We start from the raw sequence: 22,529 nt of genomic DNA, 5'->3' as shown, positions 1-22,529 counted from the left end.
GGTCTGCTCGCGGGGATCGCCGTGCTCCGCCGGTCGGGACGCGGCCGTCCGGTCAGGGCTGCTTGCGGGCCTGTTCGGCGGCCTGGCCGGCGGCGCCGGTCTCCGTGGTGGCGCCGTGGGTGCTGAGCCTGCCGCCGCTCGACTCGAGGTGGGCGCGGACGAACCACTGGAAGAGCTCCAGACCCCGCAGCTGCTCGATCAGGATGTCCTGGGTGACGGGATCGGAGGTCTCGGTCTCCTTCATGGCCTCGCGGTGGTCCTCGATGACGGAGGTGTACACGAGGTCCAGGGCGCCGAGGTGCTCGATCGCCTCGGCGCGGCCGATCGAGTAGTCGTTCCAGGTCCGCTCGTTCACCAGCGCGCCGGGAGTGCCGTTGGGTTCGCCGCCGAGGGTGGAGATCCGCTCGGCGAGGTCGTCGGTCATGGCGCGGACCTGGTCGACCTGGGGGTCGATCATCTCGTGCACGGCGATGAAGTGCGGTCCGACGACGTTCCAGTGGATGTGCTTGAGGGTGAGGTGGAGGTCGTTGAGGGAGTGCAGACGCATCTGCAGCAGCGCGATGATGCGCTGGCTGTCCCGGGCGTTCATCCCCGGCACGGTGTACGGGACGCCCGAAGGCTGTGACGGCACGGTGGTGCTCCTTGCGCGGTCCGGTGCTGGAACCTCCAGACAAGCGGATCAGCCGTCGTCTTCGGCCGTTCGACGGCGTCCGGCGGATCCGATCTCACCGGTGTGGAGCAGAGGGCGGGAGGCCGCCGCCCCCTTGGGTCCCGGTCCCGCCGGCGCACGTCACGCCAGCGGGTCGTGGCCCCAGTTCATGAGCGAGTGCCTCCACCGGGTGTCCCGTGCGTCGCCGGAGGGCCGCTGGGCGAGGTGCCGGCGGACGTAGCCGACGACCTTCCGCATGTGCTGGTAGTCGTCGTCCGAGAGGTCGCCCTTCTTCGCGCGCAGGATGTCCACGATCCGGCGGCCGGAGGCGTGCCCCGTGGACTCGCCGCCGTCCTTGTGCTGCCCGGCGCTCTGCGACTGCTCCGAGGCCAGCCACTCCTCCAGCTCGGCCGGCTTCATGTTCACCAGCTCACGGAACTCGTCCGAGATCTCCCTGCGCTCGTCGTCGTCCACGCGGCTCACTTCTTCCTCTTCAGCGCGGACGGCTTGTGCACCGCGGACCTGCCGGACTTCTCGCTGCGGACCTGGTACTGCGGATCCTCGGCGGAGGCGTCCACCGTCCGTCCCGCGGCTTCCGTCCGCTCGGTGATCTTCTTCTCCACCTCGCCCTCGGCCTGACCGCCGTGGCTGCTCCAGGCGACCTTGTCGCCCTTCTTCAGGTTCTTGTCCCCGCTGTGGCCCTTCGTCATCCTGTCCTCCTTCTCGCGCGCCGCCGTGGACGGCTCGGTGCCCCTCCTCCAGGGTGCGGGCTCCCGGGCCGCGTCGCAGCTCACGGGCGGACGCGGCCGGACCGCCCGCCGTCCTGCGGCGGCGGGGGCGTCACGCCGTGACGGCCGGCGCCCTCCCCCGCCCGCACGCCCACCAGCGGATGCACCGGCCACCGGATGCCCCGATCATGGCGTTGCAGGCTTCGGCTCTCCGGCTCCCCACGGAACAGGCAGGACACATGGACAAGTCCCAGTTGATCCAGGCGACCGCGGACAAGGCGGCGGACGGCGGCGGCCGGCCCGGCACCGAGAACGTCGAACGGGTACTCGACGCCCTCTTCGGGACCGTGGAACACCCGGGTTCGATCGCCGAGGCCCTCCGCCGGGGGGAGACGGTCGTCCTGGGCAGTTTCGGCAGTTTCCACGCGGAGGGCGGGACGGCCGCGTTCCGTCCGGGCAAGGCCCTCACCGAGTTCCTCCAGGACGCGACGGGATGAACGGACCGCACGGCGCGCCCGCCCGGTCCCCCTCGCCGGCCCGTGATCCGGCCGCGCCGGCGGGGGCAATCCGGTCCGGCATGATCCGGAGCATCCTGCGCGGCGGTGTCGCGGGCGCCGCCGGAACGACCGCGCTGAACGCCGTGACCTGCGCCGACATGGCGTGGCGGGGCAGGCCGTCCAGCGAAGTCCCCGCCCGGGTCGTGGACAGGCTCACCGAGGAGGCGGGGCACCCCGTCCCGGGGACGGGCGGCACCCGTGACAACCGGCTCTCCGGCCTCGGCGCGCTCTCGGGCATCGCCGTCGGCTGCGGCATCGGGGTGGCCGTCTCGCTGCTGCACCGCGCCGGCGTCCGCGTGCCCGTGTGGCCGGGCGGCGTGGTCACCGGTGCGCTCGCCATGGCCGCCACGGACCTGCCGATCGCCCGGCTGAAGGTGAGCAGCCCGGCGGACTGGTCCGCCCGGGACTGGGCGTCGGACGTGGTGCCGCATCTGGCGTACGGACTGGTGACCTACGGCGTCGTGAGGGCCGCGGAACGTCCGTGAAGCGGGCACGGGACCGGGTGTGACGGCCGGCGGGTCCGCGGGCGGCCCGTGCCGCGGCCCGCCCGCACGGGGAGCGGGCCGGGGACCCGGTCCCCGGCCCGCTCCGCGCTACCGTCGTGGTCCCCCGGTCACGGCAGGGTCCATTTCTGGTTGGGGCCGGTGTGGCAGGTCCACAGGTGCACGGCGGTGCCGTCGTTCCAGGTGGAGCCGGAGGCGTCCAGGCACTTCCCGGACTGCGGATTGCGCACCGTGCCGTCCGGCTGCGCGGCCCACCGCTGCGCACCGGTGCCGTTGCACGTCCACAACTGGACCCTCGTCCCGTCCGCCGTCCCGCCGCCCGAGACGTCCAGACACCTGTCGAACGCCCTCAGCGAACCGTCCCCGGCCACCGTCCACCGCTGCGCACCGGTGCCGTTGCACGACCACAGCTGCACCTGCGTCCCGTCCGCCGCCACCGCACCCGCCACGTCCAGGCACTTGCCGTTCACCCCCCTCACCTCACCGGAACGCGGATCGGGGGGCGTGGTGCCGTCCCCCTGCTTGATCCGGACGTTGCGGAACGCCACCTCGTCGCCGTCCCCGTGGTTCTGGATGCCGACGTGGCCCTGGCGCAGGCTGCGCGCCGGGTCCGTGTTGGTGAAGTCGTTGATCCGCCGGCCGTTGAGGAACACCTCCAGCCGCTCCCCGGTGACCCGGATCTCGTACGTGTTCCACTCGCCCGGGGGGTTGAGCGCCGCGTCCCGTGCGGCGAGGTCGGCCGACCGGAAGCCGTAGACGGCGCCCGTGGTGCGGTCGGGGGCGTCGGTGGCGTCGATCTGGATCTCGTAGCCGCGGTCGACCGCCGACCACGGGTCGTCGGAGGCCGGGAAGCCCACGAAGACACCGGAGTTGTCGTCCCCGCTCGCCCTCCAGTCCAGCTTCAGCGAGTAGTCGCCGGTGAACTCCTCGGCCTCGTACCAGTACAGGCCGAGCCCGCCGTGGGAGGTGAGCGTGCCGTCGGCGAGGGTGAACCCGCCGGGGCCCGCCTGCTTCCAGCCGGTGGTGCCGGTGCCGTCGAAGAGGGGGCGGTAGCCCGTCTCGGGGCGGCAGTCGGCCTCGGTCATGCCCGCCGCCCAGCGGATGCCGCCCAGCAGGTGCCGGCGGAACGCGGGCTCGGCGTAGGACTCGTCGGTGTGCCCGCCGCCCGTGTAGAACGCGCGGCCGCCCCGGTAGTCCTTGCACCAGGCGATGGGGTGGTCACCGGACATCGAACCGCCCGAGTAGCTGGACTCGTCGAGCGAGGCCAGCACGTGCGCGGTGGTGCGGGGGTTGGTGCGGTAGTCGTACCACTCGTCGGTGCGCTGCCAGGTGGGGCCCAGGTGGGCGGTGGCGTCGTGCGCCCGGTCCTCGACCTCGACCGTGGCCCGCTGGACCGCCGGGTGGGACCGGAACAGCGCCCCGGCGAGCCCCGCGTAGAAGGGCCAGTCGTACTCGGTGTCGGCGGCGGCGTGGACGCCGACGTACCCGCCGCCGTTCCCGATGTACTGCTCCATGGCGGCCTGCTGGGCGTCGCCCAGCACGTCCCCCGTCGTGGACAGGAACACGACCGCCCTGTACTGGGCGAGGTTGCCGGTGGTGAACGCCTGGGCGTCCTCCGTCGCGTCGACGCCGAAGCCGTTCGCGGCGCCCAGCTCCCGCAGGGCCGCGATGCCGTCGTCGATGGAGGAGTGACGGAACCCGGCGGTTTTCGAGAAGACGAGGACCTTGTAGGCCGGGTCGGCCGCGGCCGCCCGGAAAGCCGGGGCGGGCCCGTCCGCCCCGGACCGCGGTGCCGCCCAGGACTGCGGTGCCGCGCACAGCAGGGCGCTCGCCACGAGGACGGCGGCCGCTCTCAGTCGGTTGCGCATGGGTGTCGCCTCCTTCCGCTAGGGCAGGGTCCATTTCTGGTTGGGGCCGGTGTGGCAGGTCCACAGGTGCACGGCGGTGCCGTCGTTCCAGGTGGAGCCGGAGGCGTCCAGGCACTTCCCGGACTGCGGATTGCGCACCGTGCCGTCCGGCTGCGCGGCCCACCGCTGCGCACCGGTGCCGTTGCACGTCCACAACTGGACCCTCGTCCCGTCCGCCGTCCCGCCGCCCGAGACGTCCAGACACCTGTCGAACGCCCTCAGCGAACCGTCCCCGGCCACCGTCCACCGCTGCGCACCGGTGCCGTTGCACGACCACAGCTGCACCTGCGTCCCGTCCGCCGCCACCGCACCCGCCACGTCCAGGCACTTGCCGTTCACCCCCCTCACCTCACCGGAACGCGGGCCGGGCGTGCCCCCGCCGGACGTGGTGAAGGAGAACTCGTCCACGTCGAACAGCGGTCCGCCACCGCCCTTGAACACCAGGTACAGGGTGGTGGAGCCGCCCGGCTGGTTGCCGAGGGGGGCGGTGACGTCCTGGAACGTCTCCCAGCCGCCGGTCACGGGTACGGTCGCGGTGCCCAGCAGGGTGCCGGTCGGGGAGCCCGCCCGGACCTCGAGGGTGCCGCCGCTGCCGCCGGAGGAGACGCGGGCGGTGAACGCGGTCGCGTTGCCCAGGGCGTACGGCGTGAAGGAGATCCAGTCGCCGTTCTCGATGTGGCCGACCGTCTTCCCGCCGTGCGCGGGGGCGTGGTCCACGACCTGGACCCCGAGGAGTCGCCGTGGTGCTCGCCCTGCCGGTGGGAGGGCTGGGTGATGTGCTGGTCGTGGGTGGTGAGCGCGGGCTGGCCGTTCGCGCCCCGGTCGGTGTACTCGGCGTCGAGCACGCCGAAGATGTTGGCGTTCGGGTCGTGCTCGCCGTCGGCCAGGGTCCGCAGGGTGCCGGAGCAGCCGGTCGCCGAGGTCTGCGGGTGGCCGTGGCTGTCGTGTCCGACGATGAAGGTGACCTTGACCCGGGAGCAGTCGATCGAGCCGTCCTCGGGGTCGGTCACCGTCACCTCGAACGGGATCGCGTCGCCGAAGTCGTGGATCGCGCCGTCCAGGGGCGCGACCAGCGTCACCTTCGGGGCCGTGTTGCCCACCGTGACGAGGACGGAGGCCGAGCCGGACTTTCCGGTGGGGTCGGTCACCGTCAGCGTCGCCGTGTACCGGCCGTCGGCGCGGTACGTGTGCGACGGGTTCGCCTCGGTGGAGGCGGCCCCGTCACCGAACGTCCACGCGTGGTCGAGCGCGTCGCCGTCGGGATCCGAGCTGCCCGCCGAGGAGAACGACACCGTCAGCGGTGCCCTGCCCGACGTGACGTCCGCCTTCGCCTGGGCGACGGGGGCGCGTCCGCCGGTGACGTGCTCGATGCGGTAGAGCGCCGAGTTCGCGTCGCCGTTGAAGTAGCCGGTGCCGTAGTCGAGGACGTACAGGGCGCCGTCCGGGCCGAAGGCCATGTCCATCACCTGGGTGCCGCTCCAGGGGAAGGCGTTGATCGACTGCACGGTGCCGTCGCCGCCGGTCTCGATCCGCTTGATCCAGCGGCGCCCGAACTCGCCCGCGAAGAAGTCGCCGTCGAACTCCTGCGGGAACTTCACCTCCGAGGCCGAGGAGGCGTCGTAGCGGTAGACGGGGCCGCCCATCGGGGACTCCGAGCCGCCTCCGAACTCCGGTACGGAGCCGCCGTCGTAGGGGATCCACGCCGGCTGGGCGGGCGGCAGGTCGGTCAGGCCGGTGTTGCGGGGCGAGGTGTTCCTCGGCGCGGCGCAGTCGAACGCCGCGCCGGAGGAGCCGGAGGCGAAGTCGTGGTCCCGGTAGGCGTCGTTGTCGCCGGTGCAGTAGGGCCAGCCGAAGTTGCCCGCCCTGGTGATGCGGTTGAACTCGACCTGGCCGGCCGGTCCCCGCGAGGCGTTCGCGGTACCGGCGTCCGGGCCGTAGTCGCCGAGGTACACGATGCCGGTGGCCTTGTCCACGCTCATCCGGAACGGGTTGCGAAAGCCCATGGCGTAGATCTCGGGGCGGGTCCGGGCCGTGCCCGGCGGGAAGAGGTTGCCGCCGGGGATCGAGTACGAGCCGTCCGCGTTCACCTTGATGCGCAGCACCTTGCCGCGCAGGTCGTTGGTGTTGCCGGAGGAACGCTGCGCGTCGTACGCGGGGTTGCGGGAGGCCCGCTCGTCGATCGGGGTGTAGCCGTCGGAGGCGAAGGGGTTCGAGTCGTCGCCCGTCGACAGGTACAGGTTGCCCTGCGCGTCGAAGTCGATGTCGCCGCCGACGTGGCAGCAGATGCCGCGCGAGGCGGGCACGTCGAGGACCTTCTTCTCGCTGGCGAGGTCCAGGGTGCCGTCGGTCCGCAGCACGAACCGGGACAGGCGGTTGACACCGTCGAAGGGGGTGAAGTCCGACGCCTGGCCGTCGGACGGGGCGTCACCGCCCGGCGTGCCGAGCTTCGGGGCGTAGTAGAGGTAGACGTACCGGTTGGCGGCGAAGCCCGGGTCCGCCGCGACGCCCTGCAGTCCTTCCTCGTCGTGGCTGTAGACGTCCAGCTTCCCGGCGACCTTCGTGGTGCCGGCGGCGTCGGTGAGCCGGAGGGTGCCGTCCCGCGAGGTGTGCAGGACGGAGCGGTCGGGCAGCACCGCCAGGGTCATCGGCTCGCCCGTCTCGGCCACCCCCTTGGCGAGGGTGACCTGCTGGAAGTCCTCGGGCGCCGCGGCCGCCGGGGGCGGGGCGGCGACGGGTTCCGCCGCGCCGGCCGCGGTCACCGGCAGGAAGCAGCCGGCGACGCACACCACGGCGAGCGTCAGTGAGCGGATCCGCCGGGTTCCCGGCGGACGTGGTCGTAACGGTCTCGTGCGCACAGGTGTCTCCCGGGTGTGGGGTGGTGGCAGGCCGAGTCGTCCTGCCGGGGAGTACAGGCGCGCGCCGTCGCGCCGTGAGATCACCGGCCGTCGTGAGCATGACCGGTACACTTCAAGGAAGTTAGCGGCCCCCGCCGGACGGCGTAACCCCTTCCGCGCGAGGACCGTCTTCTTTTTCCTCACCGGGGACAAAGCGCGCGGACCGGCCGGCGGGCGGGTGGAGCGGCGGGCGCGGACGGCACGCGTCGGGCACGCATGCCATTGTTGACAGGTTCATAACAGGTCGGCAAGCTGCGACCGACCGTTCCATCGATGTAAAAGCGTGGCGTGGAAGGGAACGAGGCCACGAGCCCTTCCCGCCTGCTCCCCGGCGCCCTCGCCCTCGTGCTGTCCGGCGTCTTCACCCTCGTGCTGTCCCTGTCCTGCGCCGGTCCGGCCCGGGCGGAGCAGACCGGCCTCAGGGCGGCGGACCCGAGCGTGCTGCGGGTCGGCGGCACCTACATCGCGGTGCAGTCGGCCGGTGACGGCATCGTCGTACGGCAGGCCCCGTCGACCGCCCGGTTGGGCTCCGCGCCCGCCCGGCGGGTCTGGTCGGACCCCCGCGGGCTCGGCGAGGTCTGGGCCCCGGAGATCGTGCGGGACGGCGGGCGCCACTACATCCACTTCACCGCCGGCCGCGGAGCGGCCCACCGGATGTACGTGATCAGCTCCGCCACCCCGGACAGCGGGTACACCGCCGGGACCGAGCCGGCCCTGCCGGACGACGAGTGGGCCATCGACGGGACCCTGTTCACCTTCAACGGGCAGCGCTGGTCCGGCTGGGCCGGTGACACCGACGTCGAGCAGAACCTCTACATCGCCCGCATGAGCAGCCCGACCACGCCGGCCGGCACGCGGTACGTCGTCTCGCAGCCGCGCGAGCCCTGGGAACGGGTGGTCGGCGACCCGTTCGTCAACGAGGCCCCCGAGGCCGTCAAGGACCCGAACGGACAGCTGCACATCGTCTACTCCGCCAACGGCAGCTGGAGCGACCGGCACTGCCTGGCCGACCTGCGGCTGCGCTCCGGCGGCGACCCGACGTACGTGTGGGACTGGTACAAGTCCGACGGCTGCCTCTTCGGCTCCCACCGCGCCACGATGACGGCCGGCTGGGACCCGACGCTGCACGCCGACGGACCCGGGCACCACAGCTTCGTCCTGCTCGACGGGGACATCGGCACGAGCCCGCCCGCCGGGCCGAGGTTCCCCCTGATGTTCCACGCGGTGCCGAAGGGCACGCCGTACGCGTGGGAGAACCGCTACGGGTACACGGGCACGTTCTGCTGGTGGGGCGGCACCACCTACAGCCGCGCCGACGTCCCCGGCCCGCACACCGACACGGGCTGGAGCCTCAAGTTCTTCGAGTGACCACCGGGTCACGGCTCCGTGCGGGTCCGCAGGACTTCCCGGGCGAACCGGTGGGTGAACGCCCGCCAGGCGGGCGTCGACGCGGGTTCGTCGGCCAGCGCCCGCTCGTACAGCCGGTCCCGGTCGAAGCCGTGCGCGGACAGCGGTCCGGCGTCCCAGCCGCGGATCCTCTCGGCGGTCACCTCGGGATGGAACTGCAGGCCCCAGGCGCACTCGCCCAGGCGGAAGCCCTGGTAGGGGCACCGCTCGCTGTCCGCCAGCCAGACGGCCCCCGCAGGGAGTTCGGTGATGGCGTCCACATGCCGCTCGATGACGGGCGTCACGGCGGGCAGTCCGCCGAAGAGCGCGTCCCCGCGGGCGTCGGCACGCAGCCGGACCGGCGTGCTGCCGTACTCCGGCTCGCCGTGCCGCCCCTTCACGGTGCCGCCCGCGACGTGGGCGAGGAGCTGACCGCCCAGGCAGATGCCCAGCATGGGGGTGGCCTCCCGGAGCGCCTGGCCGGTGAGGCGGCGCACGGCGGGGAGCCAGGGGGCGCGGTCGTCGTCGTACGGGAGGAAACCGCCGCCGAGGACGACCAGGGCCCGGTGGTCCAGGAGTCCGGGCAGCGGTTCACCGGCGTAGGCGCGCACCACCTCCAGGCGCAGCCCGGCCTCCCGCAGCCATGCTCCGACACGGCCGGGACCACCGGCCGGCGTGTTCTGGACGACGAGCACGCTCCGTCCCGGTACGTCCCTCATCGGCATCCGCCTCCCGGCTCGGTGCGCGGACATGCTAGTGGCGCCGGTGCGCGCCCGACAACGCGCCCGGGACCCGCCCGCCGGGAGAGCACCTCCCCGGTGCGGGCGCCGCGGCCGCCGCCGCTATGTCCGGTCCTGCTCCTCGATCGCGGCCGGGCGCAGCTGGGCGGCGCGGACGCGTCCGACGTCCAGCTCGGGACCGCGGTCGAAGCGGTGGATGCCGCTGCGTTCCTGGAAGACGTCGGTCAACTGGGTGTAGCAGTAGCCGAACATGCCACGGTCCCCCAGCAGCACGTCGGTGAGGCCGCCGAAGCGCGCGTGGAACTCCTCCTCGTCGCGGACCCGCTCGCCGTGGCCCCAGGAGACGGTGCGGTCCTCGCCGGACTGCCCGGCGGCGGCCTCCGGGTCCCACCAGATGCCGCCGCCGGACTGCCCGGCGGCGGCCTCCGGGTCCCACCAGATGCCGCCGAACTCGCTGACGAAGTACGGCTGGCCCCGGTACGGCTGCGAGGAGGCGGTCCCGTCCTCGTGGGAGTCGACGAAGGGGTCGCCCTGGGCGAGGTCCAGGTCGGCGCGGGCCTCGGCGCGGCTCACCTCGCCGTCGCCGAGGACGGCCCGCACCCGGTGCCCCGGGCGGTCGCCGGACAGGGGCAGTTCGAGGGGAAGGCCGAGCCTGCGAGGTCGGGGGTGATCCGGGGGCGCCGCAGGTGCACCTCGGGGACGGGCTCCGGCCACACGGTCTGCCAGATGCCGGTCACCCGGGTGTAGTGGCAGTCGTGGTCGGCGTACCGGACGGCCTGCTTGCCCCGGGCCTGCGGGCCGGACCCGGGGTCGCGCGCCCGGACGGTGACGACGACCTCCTCCCCGGCGACGTCGCCGAGGCCGGCGGTGAACGGCCGGCGGACGACCGCCGTGCCTGCGGGTGCGGCGAGGGGACGGGGCCGGGAACCGCCGGGGCCGGTGCGGCGCGGCCGGACAGCGGTCCCGCGGCGGCCGGAACGGCGCGACGGCACTTCTTCACATCGATGTACGCGGGCTGTGAAGAGCGCGGGACGGACGGCCGGGGACCGGGGACCGGGCCGTCACCGGGCGGCCCGCGCCCGGATCCGCGGCCCGCCGGACCCTGGACTCGGCGGCGGCGGCGAGGGGCAGGGAGGTTCCCGATGGCACGACCGAGGATCAAGGACGTCGCACGGCGCGCGGGGGTGTCGGAGAAGACGGTGTCCAACGTGATCAACGACTACGCCCACGTCTCCGACCGGACCAGGCGCGCGGTCCGGGAGGCCATCGAGGAACTCGGCTACCGGGTGAACCTGGCCGGCCGTCACCTGCGCAGGGGGCGCACCGGCATCATCGCCCTGGTCGTTCCCGAGCCGGACGTCCCCTACTTCGCCGAACTCGCCCGGCACGTCGTCCGCGAGGCCGAGCAGCGCTCCTGACCGTGCTGATCCACCAGACCGGTGCGGACCGCGCTCACGAGCTGGAGGCGCTGGCCGGCTTCGGCTCCGCCTTCGTCGACGGGGTCATCCTCAGTCCGCTCGCCCTCACCGCCGACGACCTGCGCGACCGCGCGGGCGCGCCGCCGACCGTGCTGCTCGGGGAACAGCTGGAGGAGGGCGCCGACCACGTCGCCATCGACAACGAGAAGGCCGCGCGGGAAGCGACCGAGCACCTGATCGGCCTCGGGTGCCGCACCGTCCTGGTGGTCGGCGGGCGCGACGACGCGGGCCTGGGGACGGCCGAGGCCCGCACCCGTGGTTACCGCGCCGCCCTCGCGGAGGCGGGCATCGCCCACGATCCGGCCGCCCTGCTGCCCGTCGCGTCCTTCCGGATGCCCGACGGCGCCGAGGCCGTCGCCCGGGCACTGGACGCCGGCGCACGGCCCGACGCACTGCTGTGCCTCAACGACCAGCTGGCGCCGGGCGCGCTGCACGAGCACGGCGTCCGGGTGCCCGAGGAGGCCGCCGTCATCGGCTTCGACGACGTGGAGGGCGGACGGTTCAGCATCCCGACGCTGAGCACGGTGGCGCCGGACAAGGCCGCGGTGGCCAAGGTCGCCGTCGAGCTCCTGCAGCGCCGCATGGAGGAGGAGGCGGGAACGGACGGGGCGGACGCCGCGCCGGCCGGCGGCCGGTCGCCCCGGGACCTGCTGGTGCCGCACCGTCTCGTCCTGCGCGAGAGCACCGAGGGCCCGGCACGGCGCTGAACGGGGGCCTCAGCCGGACCGCCCGTTCCGGAGCATGCGCAGCACGGCCCGTTCCGCGGGCCCCTGGGTGGCGGGGGTGCCGTAGGCGCCCTCGTTCCCGAGGTGGGGCAGCGCGGAGGCGACCGTCTCGCCCTCCTCGTACAGCTCGATCACCCGCGGGTTGATGTAGGAGGCGCGGCAGACCGCGGGTGTGTTGCCGAGGTACCCGGCCACCTCGCGCGCCGCCCGCGCGATGGCCCGGCGCCGGGCGGTCTCGCTGCGCGCGACGGGCTGCGAGACGGCCAGGGCCACGGCGGCCATGACGGTGGCGTGCCAGGTGCGGAAGTCCTTCGCGGTGATCTCCAGGCCGGCCAGTTCCTTGAGGTACGCGTTGACGTCCTCACCGCTGACCTCGTGCCAGGAGCGCCCTTCCCAGTAGGACAGGAGCCGGTCGCCCCCGCCCCGGCGCCGCATCAGGGCGGTGAGGCTGCGGCAGGCGGCGGGGTCCGCCACCGTCCGGACGATCTCCTTGCCGTGCTTGCCGCTGTAGGTGAACAGGACCGAACCCGCCCGGCAGCGGGAGTGCTCGCGCAGCAGCGTGGTGAGGCCGTAGCTGTTGTTCAGTTCGGTGTAGCGGTCGCTGCCGATGCGGAAGAAGCCGAGGTCGAGCAGGCGTACGGCGGTGGCCAGCACCCGCTGCCGGGTCAGCCCGCGATCGCCCAGGTGGCCCTCGACGGTCTCCCGCACCTCGGGCAGGACCTCGGCGACGTCGAGCACGTGCTCGTGCTTGGCCCGCTCCTGTTCGGCGCGGAACTGCGGGTGGTACAGGTACTGGCGGCGGTCGGCGGCGTCGGTGCCCACGGCCTGCAGGTGCCCGCTGGCCCGGCTGCAGATCCACACGTCGCGCCAGGCCGGCGGTATGACCAGTTCCCGGATGCGGGCCAGTTCCGCGGGGTCGCGCAGCGGTTCCCCGCGGGTGTCGAGGTACCGGAAGCCGCGCCCGTGCCGCAGGCGGCGGTACCCGGGGTCCGTGGGACGGCTGTGGTGAAGACGCATCCCGACCTCCTGTGCTCGCCCGGTGGGACCGGTGGGCGGGCCCGTCACCGCCGTCGCCCGGTGTTCAGCAGGTCACCTGGTTCCCCGTTCCCGTCCGGCCAATCGGACCGCGGACGCCCGGAGCGTTCACGACCGCCGCCCCGGTGGCACCCGCCGGCGCCGGCCGTGCGCCCGGGCGGGTGCCCGGCCGCCCGGGCCGCCGGCCGCTCCGGCGTTCACCCCCCGGCCAGCGGGTTGGGCAGCGGACGGTAGCGGGCGTCGGCGCCGTCCGCGCCGGTCCAGCGCAGCAGCAGGTTGGTCTTGCCGGGGAGGGTGGGCGCGGCGCGCAGGGCGGCGGCCTCGGGGAGGTCGTGGCGGGCCAGCTCGCGGTGCACGGCGGGCCACGGGTCGAGGCCGGGGTGGTGCTCGGCCAGGGCGGCGGCGATCTCGATGAGGTGGTTGACGACCAGGCAGTACGCCAGCCGCTCCCAGCCGGCCTCCCGGGACACCTCCGGCAGCGGGGAGGCGCCCCGTGCCGCCCGGGCCGCCTCCGGCAGGAGCTTCACCCCCTCGGCGTCCCGGAACAGCGCCTGTACGGGGGTGCCGCCGGCGTCCATGGCGACCAGGGTGTTCTGCAGGTGCGCCTCCAGGACGACGCCGTGTCCGGCGAAGGCCGCCAGGACCGGCGGCACGACCCGGGCCAGGTACGCCTCCCACCAGGCGGCCGGGTCGGCGGCGGCGGCGAGCGGATTGCCGTCGAAGCCCTCGACCAGTGCCGCCGCGAGGTACGGGGTCGCGCCGGGCAGCAGATGCGCGCGCAGTCCGTCGCGCACCACGACGGCCAGCTGTTCGTGGGCGAAGTCCGCGGTGCGGTGACCGCGGTCGCTCAGCCAGGCCGCCGTCCCGTCGAAGGCGGCGAAGGCGGAGCGCGCGGCCGTGTCGGTCCCGCGCAGCTTCAGCAGGTCGTGGCGCCACAGCCGGCGGATGTCGTTGGTGATGCGCACGTCCAGGCTGAACTTCAGGAACAGGTCGCTCCCGGGGGCGTACAGGGTGCGGACGGCGGCCGTGGGCCACACCGGGAACGCGGTCTCGCCCAGCCGCACCAGGCGGCCGTCGGCGAACGCGGGGGCGAGGTCCCGGGCGGCGAGGTCCAGCTGCCAGGGGTGGGCGGGCAGCAGGCGGTAGCCGGGCGGGGCCGTGCCCAGGCGGTCGAGGGCGCGGGTGTCGCCCTCGTCGACGACCGTGTCCTCGCGCAGCCCGAGCAGCGTCAGCGGGAAGCGGGCGTGCGCCTCGGGCGCGTACGGCAGCCAGCCGGGCGCGGGGCCGCCGCCCCGCGTCTTGGGGGCGGGATGGTGGGTGTGCCCGGTGAGCAGGGACTGCTCGGAGCGCAGGTACGGGTCGTCGGGCGGGGTGGCCCGGGCCCGCGCGGCGAGCAGCGCGGCCACCGCGTCCCTGCTGTCGATCATCTCGGCGGGCAGTTCGCGGTTGGACAGGCCGGTGTGCCGGCGCAGCTCCTCGGCGACGAGTCCGACCAGCTCGGTGTGGCCGATCCGGCGCCAGGCGCCGGCCGTGTACACCTCCGGCGCGGCGGGGCGCCGGGTGCCGCGCACCCGCAGCAGACGGTCCGTGCCGGGCAGGCGGTACGTCCGCGGCTCGCCGGGCCCCCGCACGGGCCGCGCGCCCGGGCCGGACGGGCCCGGCAGGGGCCGGGCCACCTCGCGCAGCAGGCAGTTCAGCAGCGGCACGGCCGCGTACGCGTCGGCGCGCCCGGCGAGTTCTGCGGGGTCGGCGAGACCGGCGCGGCGCACCGCGTCGTCGTCTGCGTGCGGGGGCAGGAGGTCCACGCGTTCCACTGGTTCCTTACGGTCTGTCCGGGCGGAGACGATCAGTATGTCTGTCGTCGTCCGCCCTTTCGTCCCACCGTGTGCGTACCCGAGGAGCCCGCCCGTGCACCGTCCCCCCACCGCCGAGACCGAGGTCGCCGACGAGCTGGCCGCCGTCCGGCCGGGCCTGCTGCCCCGGTACGCGGACGCGCTGCCCGGCGCCCGCGCGGCCGTGCTGACCCGTCTGTGGCGCGGCCTCGCGCACGAGCCGCTGCCGTGGATCGCCCGCCGCGAACCAGGCGGTGACGGGCTCACGCTGCGCCTGACGGACGGGCGGCGGCTGCACGGCCCGCGGGCGGACCCGTACGCGACCGGCGCGTACGTCACCGCCGTACGGCTCGACGAGACGGTGTACGACGATCCGGCACGGCTGATGACGGACCTCGCCGTACCGCACTCGGCGGCCTTCGCGGCCGAGCTCGGGCACAGCGCCGCCTCGCTGGCGCTCTCGCGGGCCGGCCGGACGGATCACCCGCAGGAGTGGCCGCGCAGCGACTGGGAGTGGGAGCAACGGGTGGTCGACGGGCATCCGTTCCATCCCGGCTGCCGTTCCCGGCCGGGCTTCTCGGTGGCCGACCAGCTCTCCTACGCGCCGGAGCACCGGCCGGTCGTGGAGCTGGAGCTGCTGCCGGTCCCGGCGCGGGAGTGCCTGGTGACCGGGGTCTGGCCGGACCGGCTGCGGGACGGTGGACGGGTGGTGATCCCGGTGCACCCCTGGCAGGCGGCGCACGTGCTGAAGCGCAGGGGCGCGGAGGGAGGGACGGGACGGGAGGGACGGGAAGGACGGGAGCGGCTCGCCGCGCATCCGCTGATGGCGCTGCGCACCCTCGCGCTGCCGGACGGGCCGCACGTCAAGACCGCGCTGAGCGCCCGTCTGACGTCCTCGGTGCGGGACATCTCGCTCGGCTCGATCGCCGCGTCGGCGGTGCTGTCGGACTTCGGGGAGGCGGTGGCGGCGCGGACGGACGGGCTGCTGCACGTCACCCGCACCCTGGGCGCGGCGGCCGCCGGCTCCCCCGACCTGGCGGCCGTCCTGCGCGAGTCGCCCCTGGTGCACGCGGCGGCCGGGGAGCGGGTGGTGCCGGTGGCGGCCCTGGCGACCACCGGACTGGCCCGGTCGGACGCCTGGCTGGCCGCGCTCGCCCGGCTCGCCCTGACGGTCGGGCTGCGGCTGCTGGAGCTGGGGGTGGCCCTGGAGGCGCACGGCCAGAACCTCCTGGTGGTGCTGTCGCCGGCCGGGGAACCGCTGCGGCTGGTCTACCGCGACCTGGCCGACATCCGGGTGGGCCCGGCCCGTCTGGCGCGGCACGGCGTCCCGGTCCCCGAGCTGCCCGCGCGCGTGGTCACCGACGACGAACGCGCCCTGCGGCGCAAGCTGTTCGGTTCGCTGGTGGCGGGCGCGCTGGCGGGGACGGCGGGTTCGGGACCGGCGCTGCGGGCGGCCCTGGAGACCGCCGTCCGGGATCTGCCGCGCACCCCGGATCTGGCCGCGCTGCTCGGTGAGCCGCTGCCCGCGAAGGCGCTGACGCTGATGCGGCTGTCCCCGGGGACGGCCGGGGACCAGTGGGCGGAACTTCCCAATCCCCTTCGCCCGGAAGGGTTCTGACCGCTCGTTCCGAGGACGCGGAGGGTGCCTCCGGCTCCCCCGTGCCGGCCGCTTCGGAGCCCGAGGACGGCTGGTCCTCCGGCCGGTGGTCCGACCGCTGGGTGTGGACGGCGGCGGATGTCGCCGGGTACCGCCCGGCCCGCGGGTCCCGGCGTCCGCCCCCGGGTGCCGCCGGGTGCGTGACGCCCGTCCGGAAGGCCCGCTCCGCGCGGGCCTTCCGCTTTCCGTCACGCCGTCACACGCTCACGCCGTCACGCCGTCACGCCTCCCGCAGGGTCTTGGCGAGCGTGCCGTCGCCGGTCACCTCGACCCGTCCGGCGCGCACCGCGTCGGCGACGGTCAGCTCGCCCCGGCTGATCTCCGTACAGGTCGCGGTGTCCAGGGCGAGCCGGGCGTCGGGCTCCCGGGGGGCGGGTCCGTCGCCGTACACCGGACCCTCCCCGGCACCGACGTGCAGATGGAACACCCCTTCCTCCAGCAGGACTTCGGCCAGGCCCTCGCCCTCCAGCGCCCGCAGCAGGGGCAGCGCGAACCAGTGCGCCCGCACCGCGTCCGTGGGCCGCCGCTCCCCCAGCCCGGCCTGCCCCCAGGCACCGAGGGCCTGGAGCACGGGCAGCAACTCCCGCCCCCGGCAGGTGAGTTCGTACACGTACGCCGCGCCGGGCGGGGGCAGCCGCCGCCGGGTCGTCAGCCCGTCGCGCTCCATGTCCTTCAGCCGCGAGGCCAGTACGTCCGTGCTGACGCCGGGCAGGTCCGCGTGCAGGTCGGTGTAGCGCCGCGGGCCGGCGAGGAGTTCGCGGACGATCAGCAGGGTCCAGCGGTCGCCGACGGCGTCGAGCGCACGGGCGGCGGAGCAGTACTGGTCGTAGCTTCGGCGAGGTGACATGCGACGCAGTCTAGACACGTTGTTGGACTTTCCAAGCTCCCACTTGGTAAAACCAAGCAACACCAGATGGCGTGAGGGGAAGCGGCGCATGGAGTTCCGGCAGTCGAGCAAGCTCAGCGAGGTCTGTTACGAGATCCGCGGTCCGGTCATCGAGCACGCCAACGCGCTGGAGGAGGCGGGGCACAGCGTGCTGCGCCTGAACACCGGCAATCCGGCCCTGTTCGGTTTCGAGGCGCCGGAGGAGATCCTTCAGGACATGATCCGGATGCTCCCGCGGGCACACGGCTACACCGACTCGCGGGGCGTCCTCTCCGCCCGCCGGGCCGTCGCCCAGCGCTACCAGACCCTGGGCCTGGAGGTCGACGTGGACGACGTCTTCCTCGGCAACGGCGTCTCGGAGCTGGTGTCGATGGCCGTGCAGGCCCTGCTGGAGGACGGCGACGAAGTCCTCGTCCCCGCGCCGGACTTCCCCCTGTGGACGGCGGTGACGACCCTCGCGGGCGGCAAGGCGGTCCACTACCTGTGCGACGAGCGGGCCGACTGGTACCCGGACCTGGACGACATGGCGGCGAAGATCACGGACCGCACCAGGGCCGTGGTCATCATCAACCCCAACAACCCGACCGGCGCGGTGTATCCGAAGGAGGTCGTCGAGGGCATCCTCGACCTGGCCCGCCGGCACGGTCTGATGGTCCTCGCCGACGAGATCTACGACCAGATCCTCTACGACGACGCCGTGCACCACTCGGCCGCCGCGCTCGCCCCCGACCTGGTGGTGCTCACCTTCTGCGGCCTGTCCAAGACCTACCGGGTGGCCGGGTTCCGGTCCGGCTGGCTGGTGGTCACCGGGCCGAAGCAGCACGCGAAGGACTACCTGGAGGGCCTGACCATGCTGGCCTCCATGCGCCTGTGCGCCAACGCCCCCGCCCAGTACGCGATCCAGGCCGCGCTCGGCGGCCGGCAGTCCATCCGCGAGCTGACCGCGCCCGGCGGACGGCTGCGCGAACAGCGGGACGTGGCCTGGGAGAAGCTGAACGAGATCCCCGGCGTGAGCTGCGTGAAGCCGAAGGGCGCGCTGTACGCGTTCCCGCGCATCGATCCCAAGGTGCACCCGATCCACGACGACGAGAAGTTCGTCCTGGACCTGCTGCTGAGGGAGAAGATCCAGGTGGTCCAGGGCACCGGCTTCAACTGGCCGGCGCCCGACCACTTCCGCATCCTCACCCTCCCCCACGCCGACGACCTGGAGGCGGCGATCGGGCGGATCGGGCGCTTCCTGGGCGGCTACCGGCAGTAGGGGGCCGGAAGGAGCACGGGGGCTCCGGCCCTACGGCCGCGCCCGCGTCGGCGAGGTGAGGATCTCGGCCCCGTCCTCGGTGATGGCGATCGTGTGCTCACTGTGCGCGGTCCGGCAGCCGGTCGCGCTCCGGAGCGTCCACCCGTCGGCGTCGGTGACGAGCCGAGCGGTGTCCGCCATGACCCACGGCTCCAGCGCCAGCAGCAGCCCGGGGCGCAGCCGGTATCCACGGCCCGGCCGCCCGGTGTTCGCGATGTGCGGGTCCTGGTGCATCGTCGATCCGATGCCGTGGCCTCCGAACTCGGTGTTGACCGGGTAGCCCGCCTCGCCGAGGACCGTGCCGATGGCATGGGAGATGTCGCCGACGCGGGCCCCGGGCCCGGCGGCGGCGATCCCCGCGGCCAGCGCGCGTTCGGTCGCGTCGATCAGCGCGACGCTCTCCGGGGACCTCGCGTCACCCACGAGGAAGCTGACGGCGGCGTCCGCGGCGACTCCGCCCCGGGAGACGGCGAGGTCGAGCGTCAGCAGATCGCCGTCGGCGAGCGCGTAGTCGTGCGGCCGCCCGTGGAGCACGGCGTCGTTGACGGCCGTGCAGATGTAGTGGCCGAACGGGCCGCGCCCGAAGGACGGCTCGTAGTCGACGTAGCAGGACGTGGCTCCCGCCTCGACGATCATGGCCTTGGCCCACCGGTCGATGTCCAGCAGGTTCGTGCCGATCGCGCTGCGGCTCCTCAGCGTCTGCAGGATGTCGGCGACCAGGGCGCCGGTGTCTCTCGCTCGGGCCAGCAGGGTGGGGTTCAGAATCTCGATCACGTGGCGCCCTTCCCATGCCGCCAATAACTATACCGGCAATACTATACCGGTACTAGAATCGGAGTCATGGTCAGGTTGCCGCTCACCCCCGAAGAGGTCGAACGCGGACAGCGCCTCGGCGCCCTCCTGCGCAGGGCCAGGGGAGAACGCTCGATGCTCGACGTCGCGCTCGCCGCACACGTCTCGCCGGAGACCCTCCGGAAGATCGAGACGGGCCGCGTGGCCACCCCCGCCTTCCCGACCATCGCGGCGATCGCCGACGTCCTCGGCCTCTCCCTGGACGCGGTGTGGGCCGAGATCAGCCGGCCCGGGGGCGGCGTCGGACCGACCGGCCCCGGTCACCCCGCCGGAGAGCGGCTGGCCTCGTAGGACCCGCTCCCGCGGCCGTGCGGAAGGCGCGGACGCGGCCCTCGTCCCGCGGCTTCCCGATCGGCACGGGGTGCGGGAGGACCCGGGCGACGCGGATGCGGGGCCCGCGCCGCGTCCCCGCACACCGGCGGACCGCCGCGCCGAGCACCCGGGACCGGACACGTCCCACGGGGCCGATATAAGTCATATATCCGGCTTATACGCCTGACAAGGGTAAGATCTCTGACGTGATGACCGACCCGAGGGCCCGTTACGGGCGCGGCATGCCCGAACGGCACGCGCCGTCCGAAGCCCTGCCGCTCGGCATATCCGCACGGCCGCTCTGAGAGACGGCCCGGACGCCGGCGCAGAACGCCCGCCGTCCGTACAGCCGGTTCCGCCACCCGCCGGATCGTGCTCATCACCTCGTCGGTGCCCCGCCAGGAGGAGTGCCTCCGGCCGTCCCGCCCTGCCCGGGCGGCGTGGCAGATCCACACGCCTTCATCTGCCTTCTCCCGCCTTCCCCCACCAGCGAGGTGCACCCCTTCATGCGCACGGACCACACCAGTCAGACCCCTCCCACCCGTCGCGCCGTGCTCGGCGCCGGGATCGCGGCCGCGGGCTCCGGGCTGCTCGCCGCCTGCTCCCCCAGCGGCTCTCGCGACCGGGGCAGCCCCGGCGCGACCGCGGCGGACACCGTCGACGGATTCGTCACGCCGCACGGCAGGGAGGCCGGCGAGCCGCGTCCGTCCCCCTCCAGGCCGCTGCGCAAGCACACCTTCAGGGCCATCCAGTCGCCGGTCGAGCTGGGCGCCGGGCGCACCTTCGGGTCCTGGACGTACGAGGGACGGCTGCCGGGGCGGGAGGTGCGGATCACCGCGGGCGACACCCTGGCGCTGACGTTCGCCAACGACCTGCCGGTGGCGACGACCGTGCACTGGCACGGCATCGCGCTGCGCAACGACATGGACGGCGTGCCCGGCGTGACGCAGCCACCGGTCGAACCCGGCGGGACGTTCGACTACCGCTTCACCGTGCCGCACCCCGGCACCTACTGGTTCCACCCCCACATGGGGGTGCAGCTCGACCGCGGAATGTACTCGCCGCTGATCGTCGACGACCCGAGGGAGCCGCTCGAGTACGACCACGAGTGGGTCGTCGTGCTGGACGACTGGGTCGACGGCGTGGACGGCTCCACCCCCGACGACGTTCTCCGCCAACTCCGCAAGGGCAAGCCCGTGATGGGCCACGGCACCGGGCCGGAGGGACCGGTGGACGCCGGCGGCGGGGCGCTCGCGGACGACGGGAAGGGCCCCGGAAGGGCGCCCTCGTCGTGGACGTACCGCGGGAAGGGGCCGAAGCGGCTGATGTCGGGCGCCACCAGCAAGCTGCTCGGCGGCCACGCGGGAGACGTCGACTACCCCTACTACCTGATCAACGGGCGCACGGCGGACGACCCCACGCAGTTCACGGCCAGGCCCGGCGACCGGATCAGGCTGCGCATCATCAACGCCGGCGGGGAGTCGGCCTTCCGGGTGGCGCTCGGCGGGCACCGGATGACCGTCACCCACAGCGACGGCTTCCCCGTGCAGCCCCACAGGACCGACGCGCTGGTCATCGGCATGGCCGAGCGGTACGACGTGCTGGTCACCGCGAAGTCCGGGGTCTTCCCGCTCGTCGCGCTCGCCGAGGGCAAGCGGGGCCGGGCGATGGCCGTCCTGCGCACCGGCGCCGGAGCGGTTCCCGGGCCGTCCGCGCACCCCGTGGAACTGGACCGCGAGGTGCTGGTGTCCGCCCGCCGGCTCCGGCCGGACGAGTCGGTCGCGATGCCCCGCCGCAGGTACGACCGTCTGATCAGGATCAAGCTGACCGGCGGCATGGAGGAGTACGACTGGGGGATCGACCACCGGCCCTACGACCCGGACAGGCTCCTCAAGGTCGAACGGGGCGAGCGGGTGCGGCTGGTCGTCATCAACGCCACCCACATGTGGCACCCCGTGCATCTGCACGGCCACACCTACTGCCTCGCCGGCACCGACTCCCACGGCGCCCGCAAGGACACGTCGATCCTGCTGCCGCACCACAAGATGGTGGCGGACTTCGACGCGGACAACCCCGGACTGTGGATGCTGCACTGCCACAACATCTACCACTCGGAGTCCGGGATGATGACGACCCTCGCGTACCGCGGGTGATCCGGCCCGTCCCGGAACACCGCCCCGCTCCCGCTCCGCCGCCGGTGCCGTGGGAGCGGGGCGCCCCGCTCCCACGGCACCGGCGGCCCTCACCCCCGCCTCGTCCCCGGGGCGGGCCCGGCACCTCGGTGACGGGACCCGGCGGCGTCCGCGGGAGGGGTGCGGCTCCGGACGGCCGGAGTGTCGGTCCCGGCCCCTACGCTTCGTACGAGGCCGTACCGCTCGTCCGCGGCCGTGTCCGAGGAAGCACCCACGGGGAGGCGCACGCCGTGACCCGACCGCCCACCGCCGCCCAGCGGCGCGTCATCGACGCCGCCGATCCCGTCACCGGGCGGCTGAAGGGGACGCAGGCGCAGCTCGCGGCGCTCGTGAGGCACGGGCTCGCCTTCCGGCACCCGAGGCCGCCGCACGACCACTTCCTCACCCCGGCGGGGCACCGGCTACGGGAGGCGGGGGCGGAGGCGGCGCCGGTGGAGGCGGAAGCGAGGGCACCGGCCGCGACCGGGGTGTTCGCGGCGCGCGTCGGCGGCGAGGACGCGGCGCCCCCGTCCGGTCCCGCCCGGCGCCGGGAGGTGCACAGTGCCTGGCAGGGCATGCTGGAGCTGCGCCGGATGACCAACCCCGACGGCGCCACGGACCGGCCCTGCGGCTGGGAGCGCTCGCACCTCGTGCAGGCCGCCGCGCTCGCCCTGGAGGCGGCCGGGCACGCCCCGGCCGGGCCGGACACCGAGGGCGGCTACCGGGTGCGGGCGACCCCGCAGCCGGAGGCGGTCGCCGTGTACGAGCCGGACGGCGGGGCGCTGCGGGCCTGCGCGGCCACGCTGGAGCGGGCCGGCTGGCAGGCCGGGGAGTACACGGAGCCGAGAACGCGGACACGCTATCTGCTGGCTTCCCCGCGCCGGGTGTGAGGCGCGTGCCAGGATCGGTGGGCAGGGCGT

The 22,529-nt window shown here is 74.1% G+C and carries 17 protein-coding genes and 3 pseudogenes; 9 read left to right on the top strand and 11 right to left on the bottom strand.

All coding sequences use genetic code 11. The annotated features are described in order from the left end of the window. Positions 1-52 precede the first annotated feature (52 nt). The 3 genes from GL259_RS30775 to GL259_RS30765 form a co-directional block, all read right to left on the bottom strand. The gene (locus GL259_RS30775) at positions 53-631 is read right to left on the bottom strand and encodes a DNA starvation/stationary phase protection protein (RefSeq protein WP_159536538.1); all 579 of its coding nucleotides are present in this window, start codon (positions 629-631) and stop codon (positions 53-55) included. 159 nt (positions 632-790) lie between these two features. Then, on the bottom strand, positions 791-1,123 hold the full coding sequence (locus GL259_RS30770; RefSeq protein ID WP_159536537.1) for a DUF3140 domain-containing protein: 333 nt from the start codon (positions 1,121-1,123) through the stop codon (positions 791-793). A 5-nt stretch (positions 1,124-1,128) separates the two neighbouring features. Further along, the gene (locus GL259_RS30765) at positions 1,129-1,359 is read right to left on the bottom strand and encodes a DUF2945 domain-containing protein (protein WP_159536536.1); all 231 of its coding nucleotides are present in this window, start codon (positions 1,357-1,359) and stop codon (positions 1,129-1,131) included. 257 nt (positions 1,360-1,616) lie between these two features. Here GL259_RS30765 and GL259_RS30760 point away from each other — a divergent pair, with 257 nt between their 5' ends. Further along, positions 1,617-1,874, top strand: a complete 258-nt coding sequence (locus tag GL259_RS30760) for a hypothetical protein (RefSeq protein ID WP_159536535.1) — start codon at positions 1,617-1,619, stop codon at positions 1,872-1,874. 80 nt (positions 1,875-1,954) lie between these two features. Then, on the top strand, positions 1,955-2,419 hold the full coding sequence (locus tag GL259_RS30755) for a hypothetical protein (RefSeq protein WP_159536534.1): 465 nt from the start codon (positions 1,955-1,957) through the stop codon (positions 2,417-2,419). A gap of 128 nt (positions 2,420-2,547) precedes the next feature. Here GL259_RS30755 and GL259_RS30750 read toward each other — a convergent pair whose 3' ends face one another. Together GL259_RS30750 and GL259_RS30745 are read right to left on the bottom strand one after the other, a co-directional pair. Next, positions 2,548-4,305, bottom strand: coding sequence for a lectin (locus GL259_RS30750; RefSeq protein ID WP_159536533.1), 1,758 nt, complete (start codon positions 4,303-4,305; stop codon positions 2,548-2,550). 18 nt (positions 4,306-4,323) lie between these two features. Then, positions 4,324-7,199: pseudogene (locus tag GL259_RS30745) on the bottom strand (lectin). Between the two features lie 384 nt (positions 7,200-7,583). Between GL259_RS30745 and GL259_RS30740 the strand changes: the two are divergent. Then, entirely contained in the window at positions 7,584-8,606 is a 1,023-nt protein-coding gene (locus GL259_RS30740) for a glycoside hydrolase family 43 protein (protein WP_208026639.1), read from the top strand. Positions 8,607-8,614: 8 nt separating this feature from the next. Here GL259_RS30740 and GL259_RS30735 read toward each other — a convergent pair whose 3' ends face one another. After that, positions 8,615-9,343 carry a type 1 glutamine amidotransferase gene (locus tag GL259_RS30735; protein ID WP_208026538.1) on the bottom strand — a complete coding sequence of 243 codons (729 nt, stop codon included), beginning with the start codon at positions 9,341-9,343 and terminating at the stop codon, positions 8,615-8,617. A gap of 123 nt (positions 9,344-9,466) precedes the next feature. After that, positions 9,467-10,239: pseudogene (locus tag GL259_RS30730) on the bottom strand (beta-galactosidase); the annotation flags it as partial. A gap of 267 nt (positions 10,240-10,506) precedes the next feature. Between GL259_RS30730 and GL259_RS30725 the strand changes: the two are divergent. Beyond that, positions 10,507-11,549: pseudogene (locus tag GL259_RS30725) on the top strand (LacI family DNA-binding transcriptional regulator). Between the two features lie 9 nt (positions 11,550-11,558). Here the strand turns inward: GL259_RS30725 and GL259_RS30720 are convergent. Beyond that, positions 11,559-12,584, bottom strand: coding sequence for a DNA topoisomerase IB (locus tag GL259_RS30720; protein WP_159536531.1), 1,026 nt, complete (start codon positions 12,582-12,584; stop codon positions 11,559-11,561). A gap of 215 nt (positions 12,585-12,799) precedes the next feature. Beyond that, complete coding sequence (locus GL259_RS30715) at positions 12,800-14,416, bottom strand: IucA/IucC family protein (RefSeq protein ID WP_159536530.1); 1,617 nt, start codon at positions 14,414-14,416, stop codon at positions 12,800-12,802. Between the two features lie 94 nt (positions 14,417-14,510). Between GL259_RS30715 and GL259_RS30710 the strand changes: the two genes are divergently transcribed. Continuing rightward, positions 14,511-16,052: an IucA/IucC family siderophore biosynthesis protein gene (locus GL259_RS30710; protein ID WP_159536529.1), complete on the top strand. Its 1,542-nt coding sequence runs from the start codon at positions 14,511-14,513 to the stop codon at positions 16,050-16,052. Positions 16,053-16,311: 259 nt separating this feature from the next. On the opposite strand, the gene GL259_RS30705 is transcribed toward GL259_RS30710, so the two are convergent. Further along, positions 16,312-16,938 (bottom strand): winged helix-turn-helix transcriptional regulator, encoded by a 627-nt coding sequence (locus GL259_RS30705; RefSeq protein ID WP_159536528.1) that lies wholly within the window; start codon positions 16,936-16,938, stop codon positions 16,312-16,314. A gap of 88 nt (positions 16,939-17,026) precedes the next feature. Between GL259_RS30705 and GL259_RS30700 the strand changes: the two genes are divergently transcribed. Continuing rightward, complete coding sequence (locus tag GL259_RS30700; protein WP_159536527.1) at positions 17,027-18,235, top strand: pyridoxal phosphate-dependent aminotransferase; 1,209 nt, start codon at positions 17,027-17,029, stop codon at positions 18,233-18,235. 30 nt (positions 18,236-18,265) lie between these two features. On the opposite strand, the gene map is transcribed toward GL259_RS30700, so the two are convergent. After that, positions 18,266-19,048 (bottom strand): type I methionyl aminopeptidase, encoded by a 783-nt coding sequence (gene map, locus GL259_RS30695; protein WP_159536526.1) that lies wholly within the window; start codon positions 19,046-19,048, stop codon positions 18,266-18,268. 66 nt (positions 19,049-19,114) lie between these two features. On the opposite strand from map, the gene GL259_RS30690 reads away from it, so the two are divergent. The 3 genes from GL259_RS30690 to GL259_RS30680 all read left to right on the top strand — a co-directional run bounded on the left by GL259_RS30690 (position 19,115) and on the right by GL259_RS30680 (position 22,499). Then, a complete protein-coding gene (locus tag GL259_RS30690; RefSeq protein WP_159536525.1) occupies positions 19,115-19,417 on the top strand; it encodes a helix-turn-helix transcriptional regulator in 303 nt (100 codons plus the stop codon). 527 nt (positions 19,418-19,944) lie between these two features. Further along, positions 19,945-21,591, top strand: coding sequence for a multicopper oxidase family protein (locus tag GL259_RS30685; RefSeq protein ID WP_159536524.1), 1,647 nt, complete (start codon positions 19,945-19,947; stop codon positions 21,589-21,591). A 269-nt stretch (positions 21,592-21,860) separates the two neighbouring features. Beyond that, on the top strand, positions 21,861-22,499 hold the full coding sequence (locus GL259_RS30680; protein WP_159536523.1) for a hypothetical protein: 639 nt from the start codon (positions 21,861-21,863) through the stop codon (positions 22,497-22,499). Positions 22,500-22,529: the final 30 nt, after the last annotated feature.

Origin of the sequence: Streptomyces sp. Tu 3180, from assembly GCF_009852415.1 — a bacterium.
Classification (GTDB): Bacteria; Actinomycetota; Actinomycetes; order Streptomycetales; family Streptomycetaceae; genus Streptomyces.
This window is presented reverse-complemented; position numbering and strand designations above follow the sequence as displayed.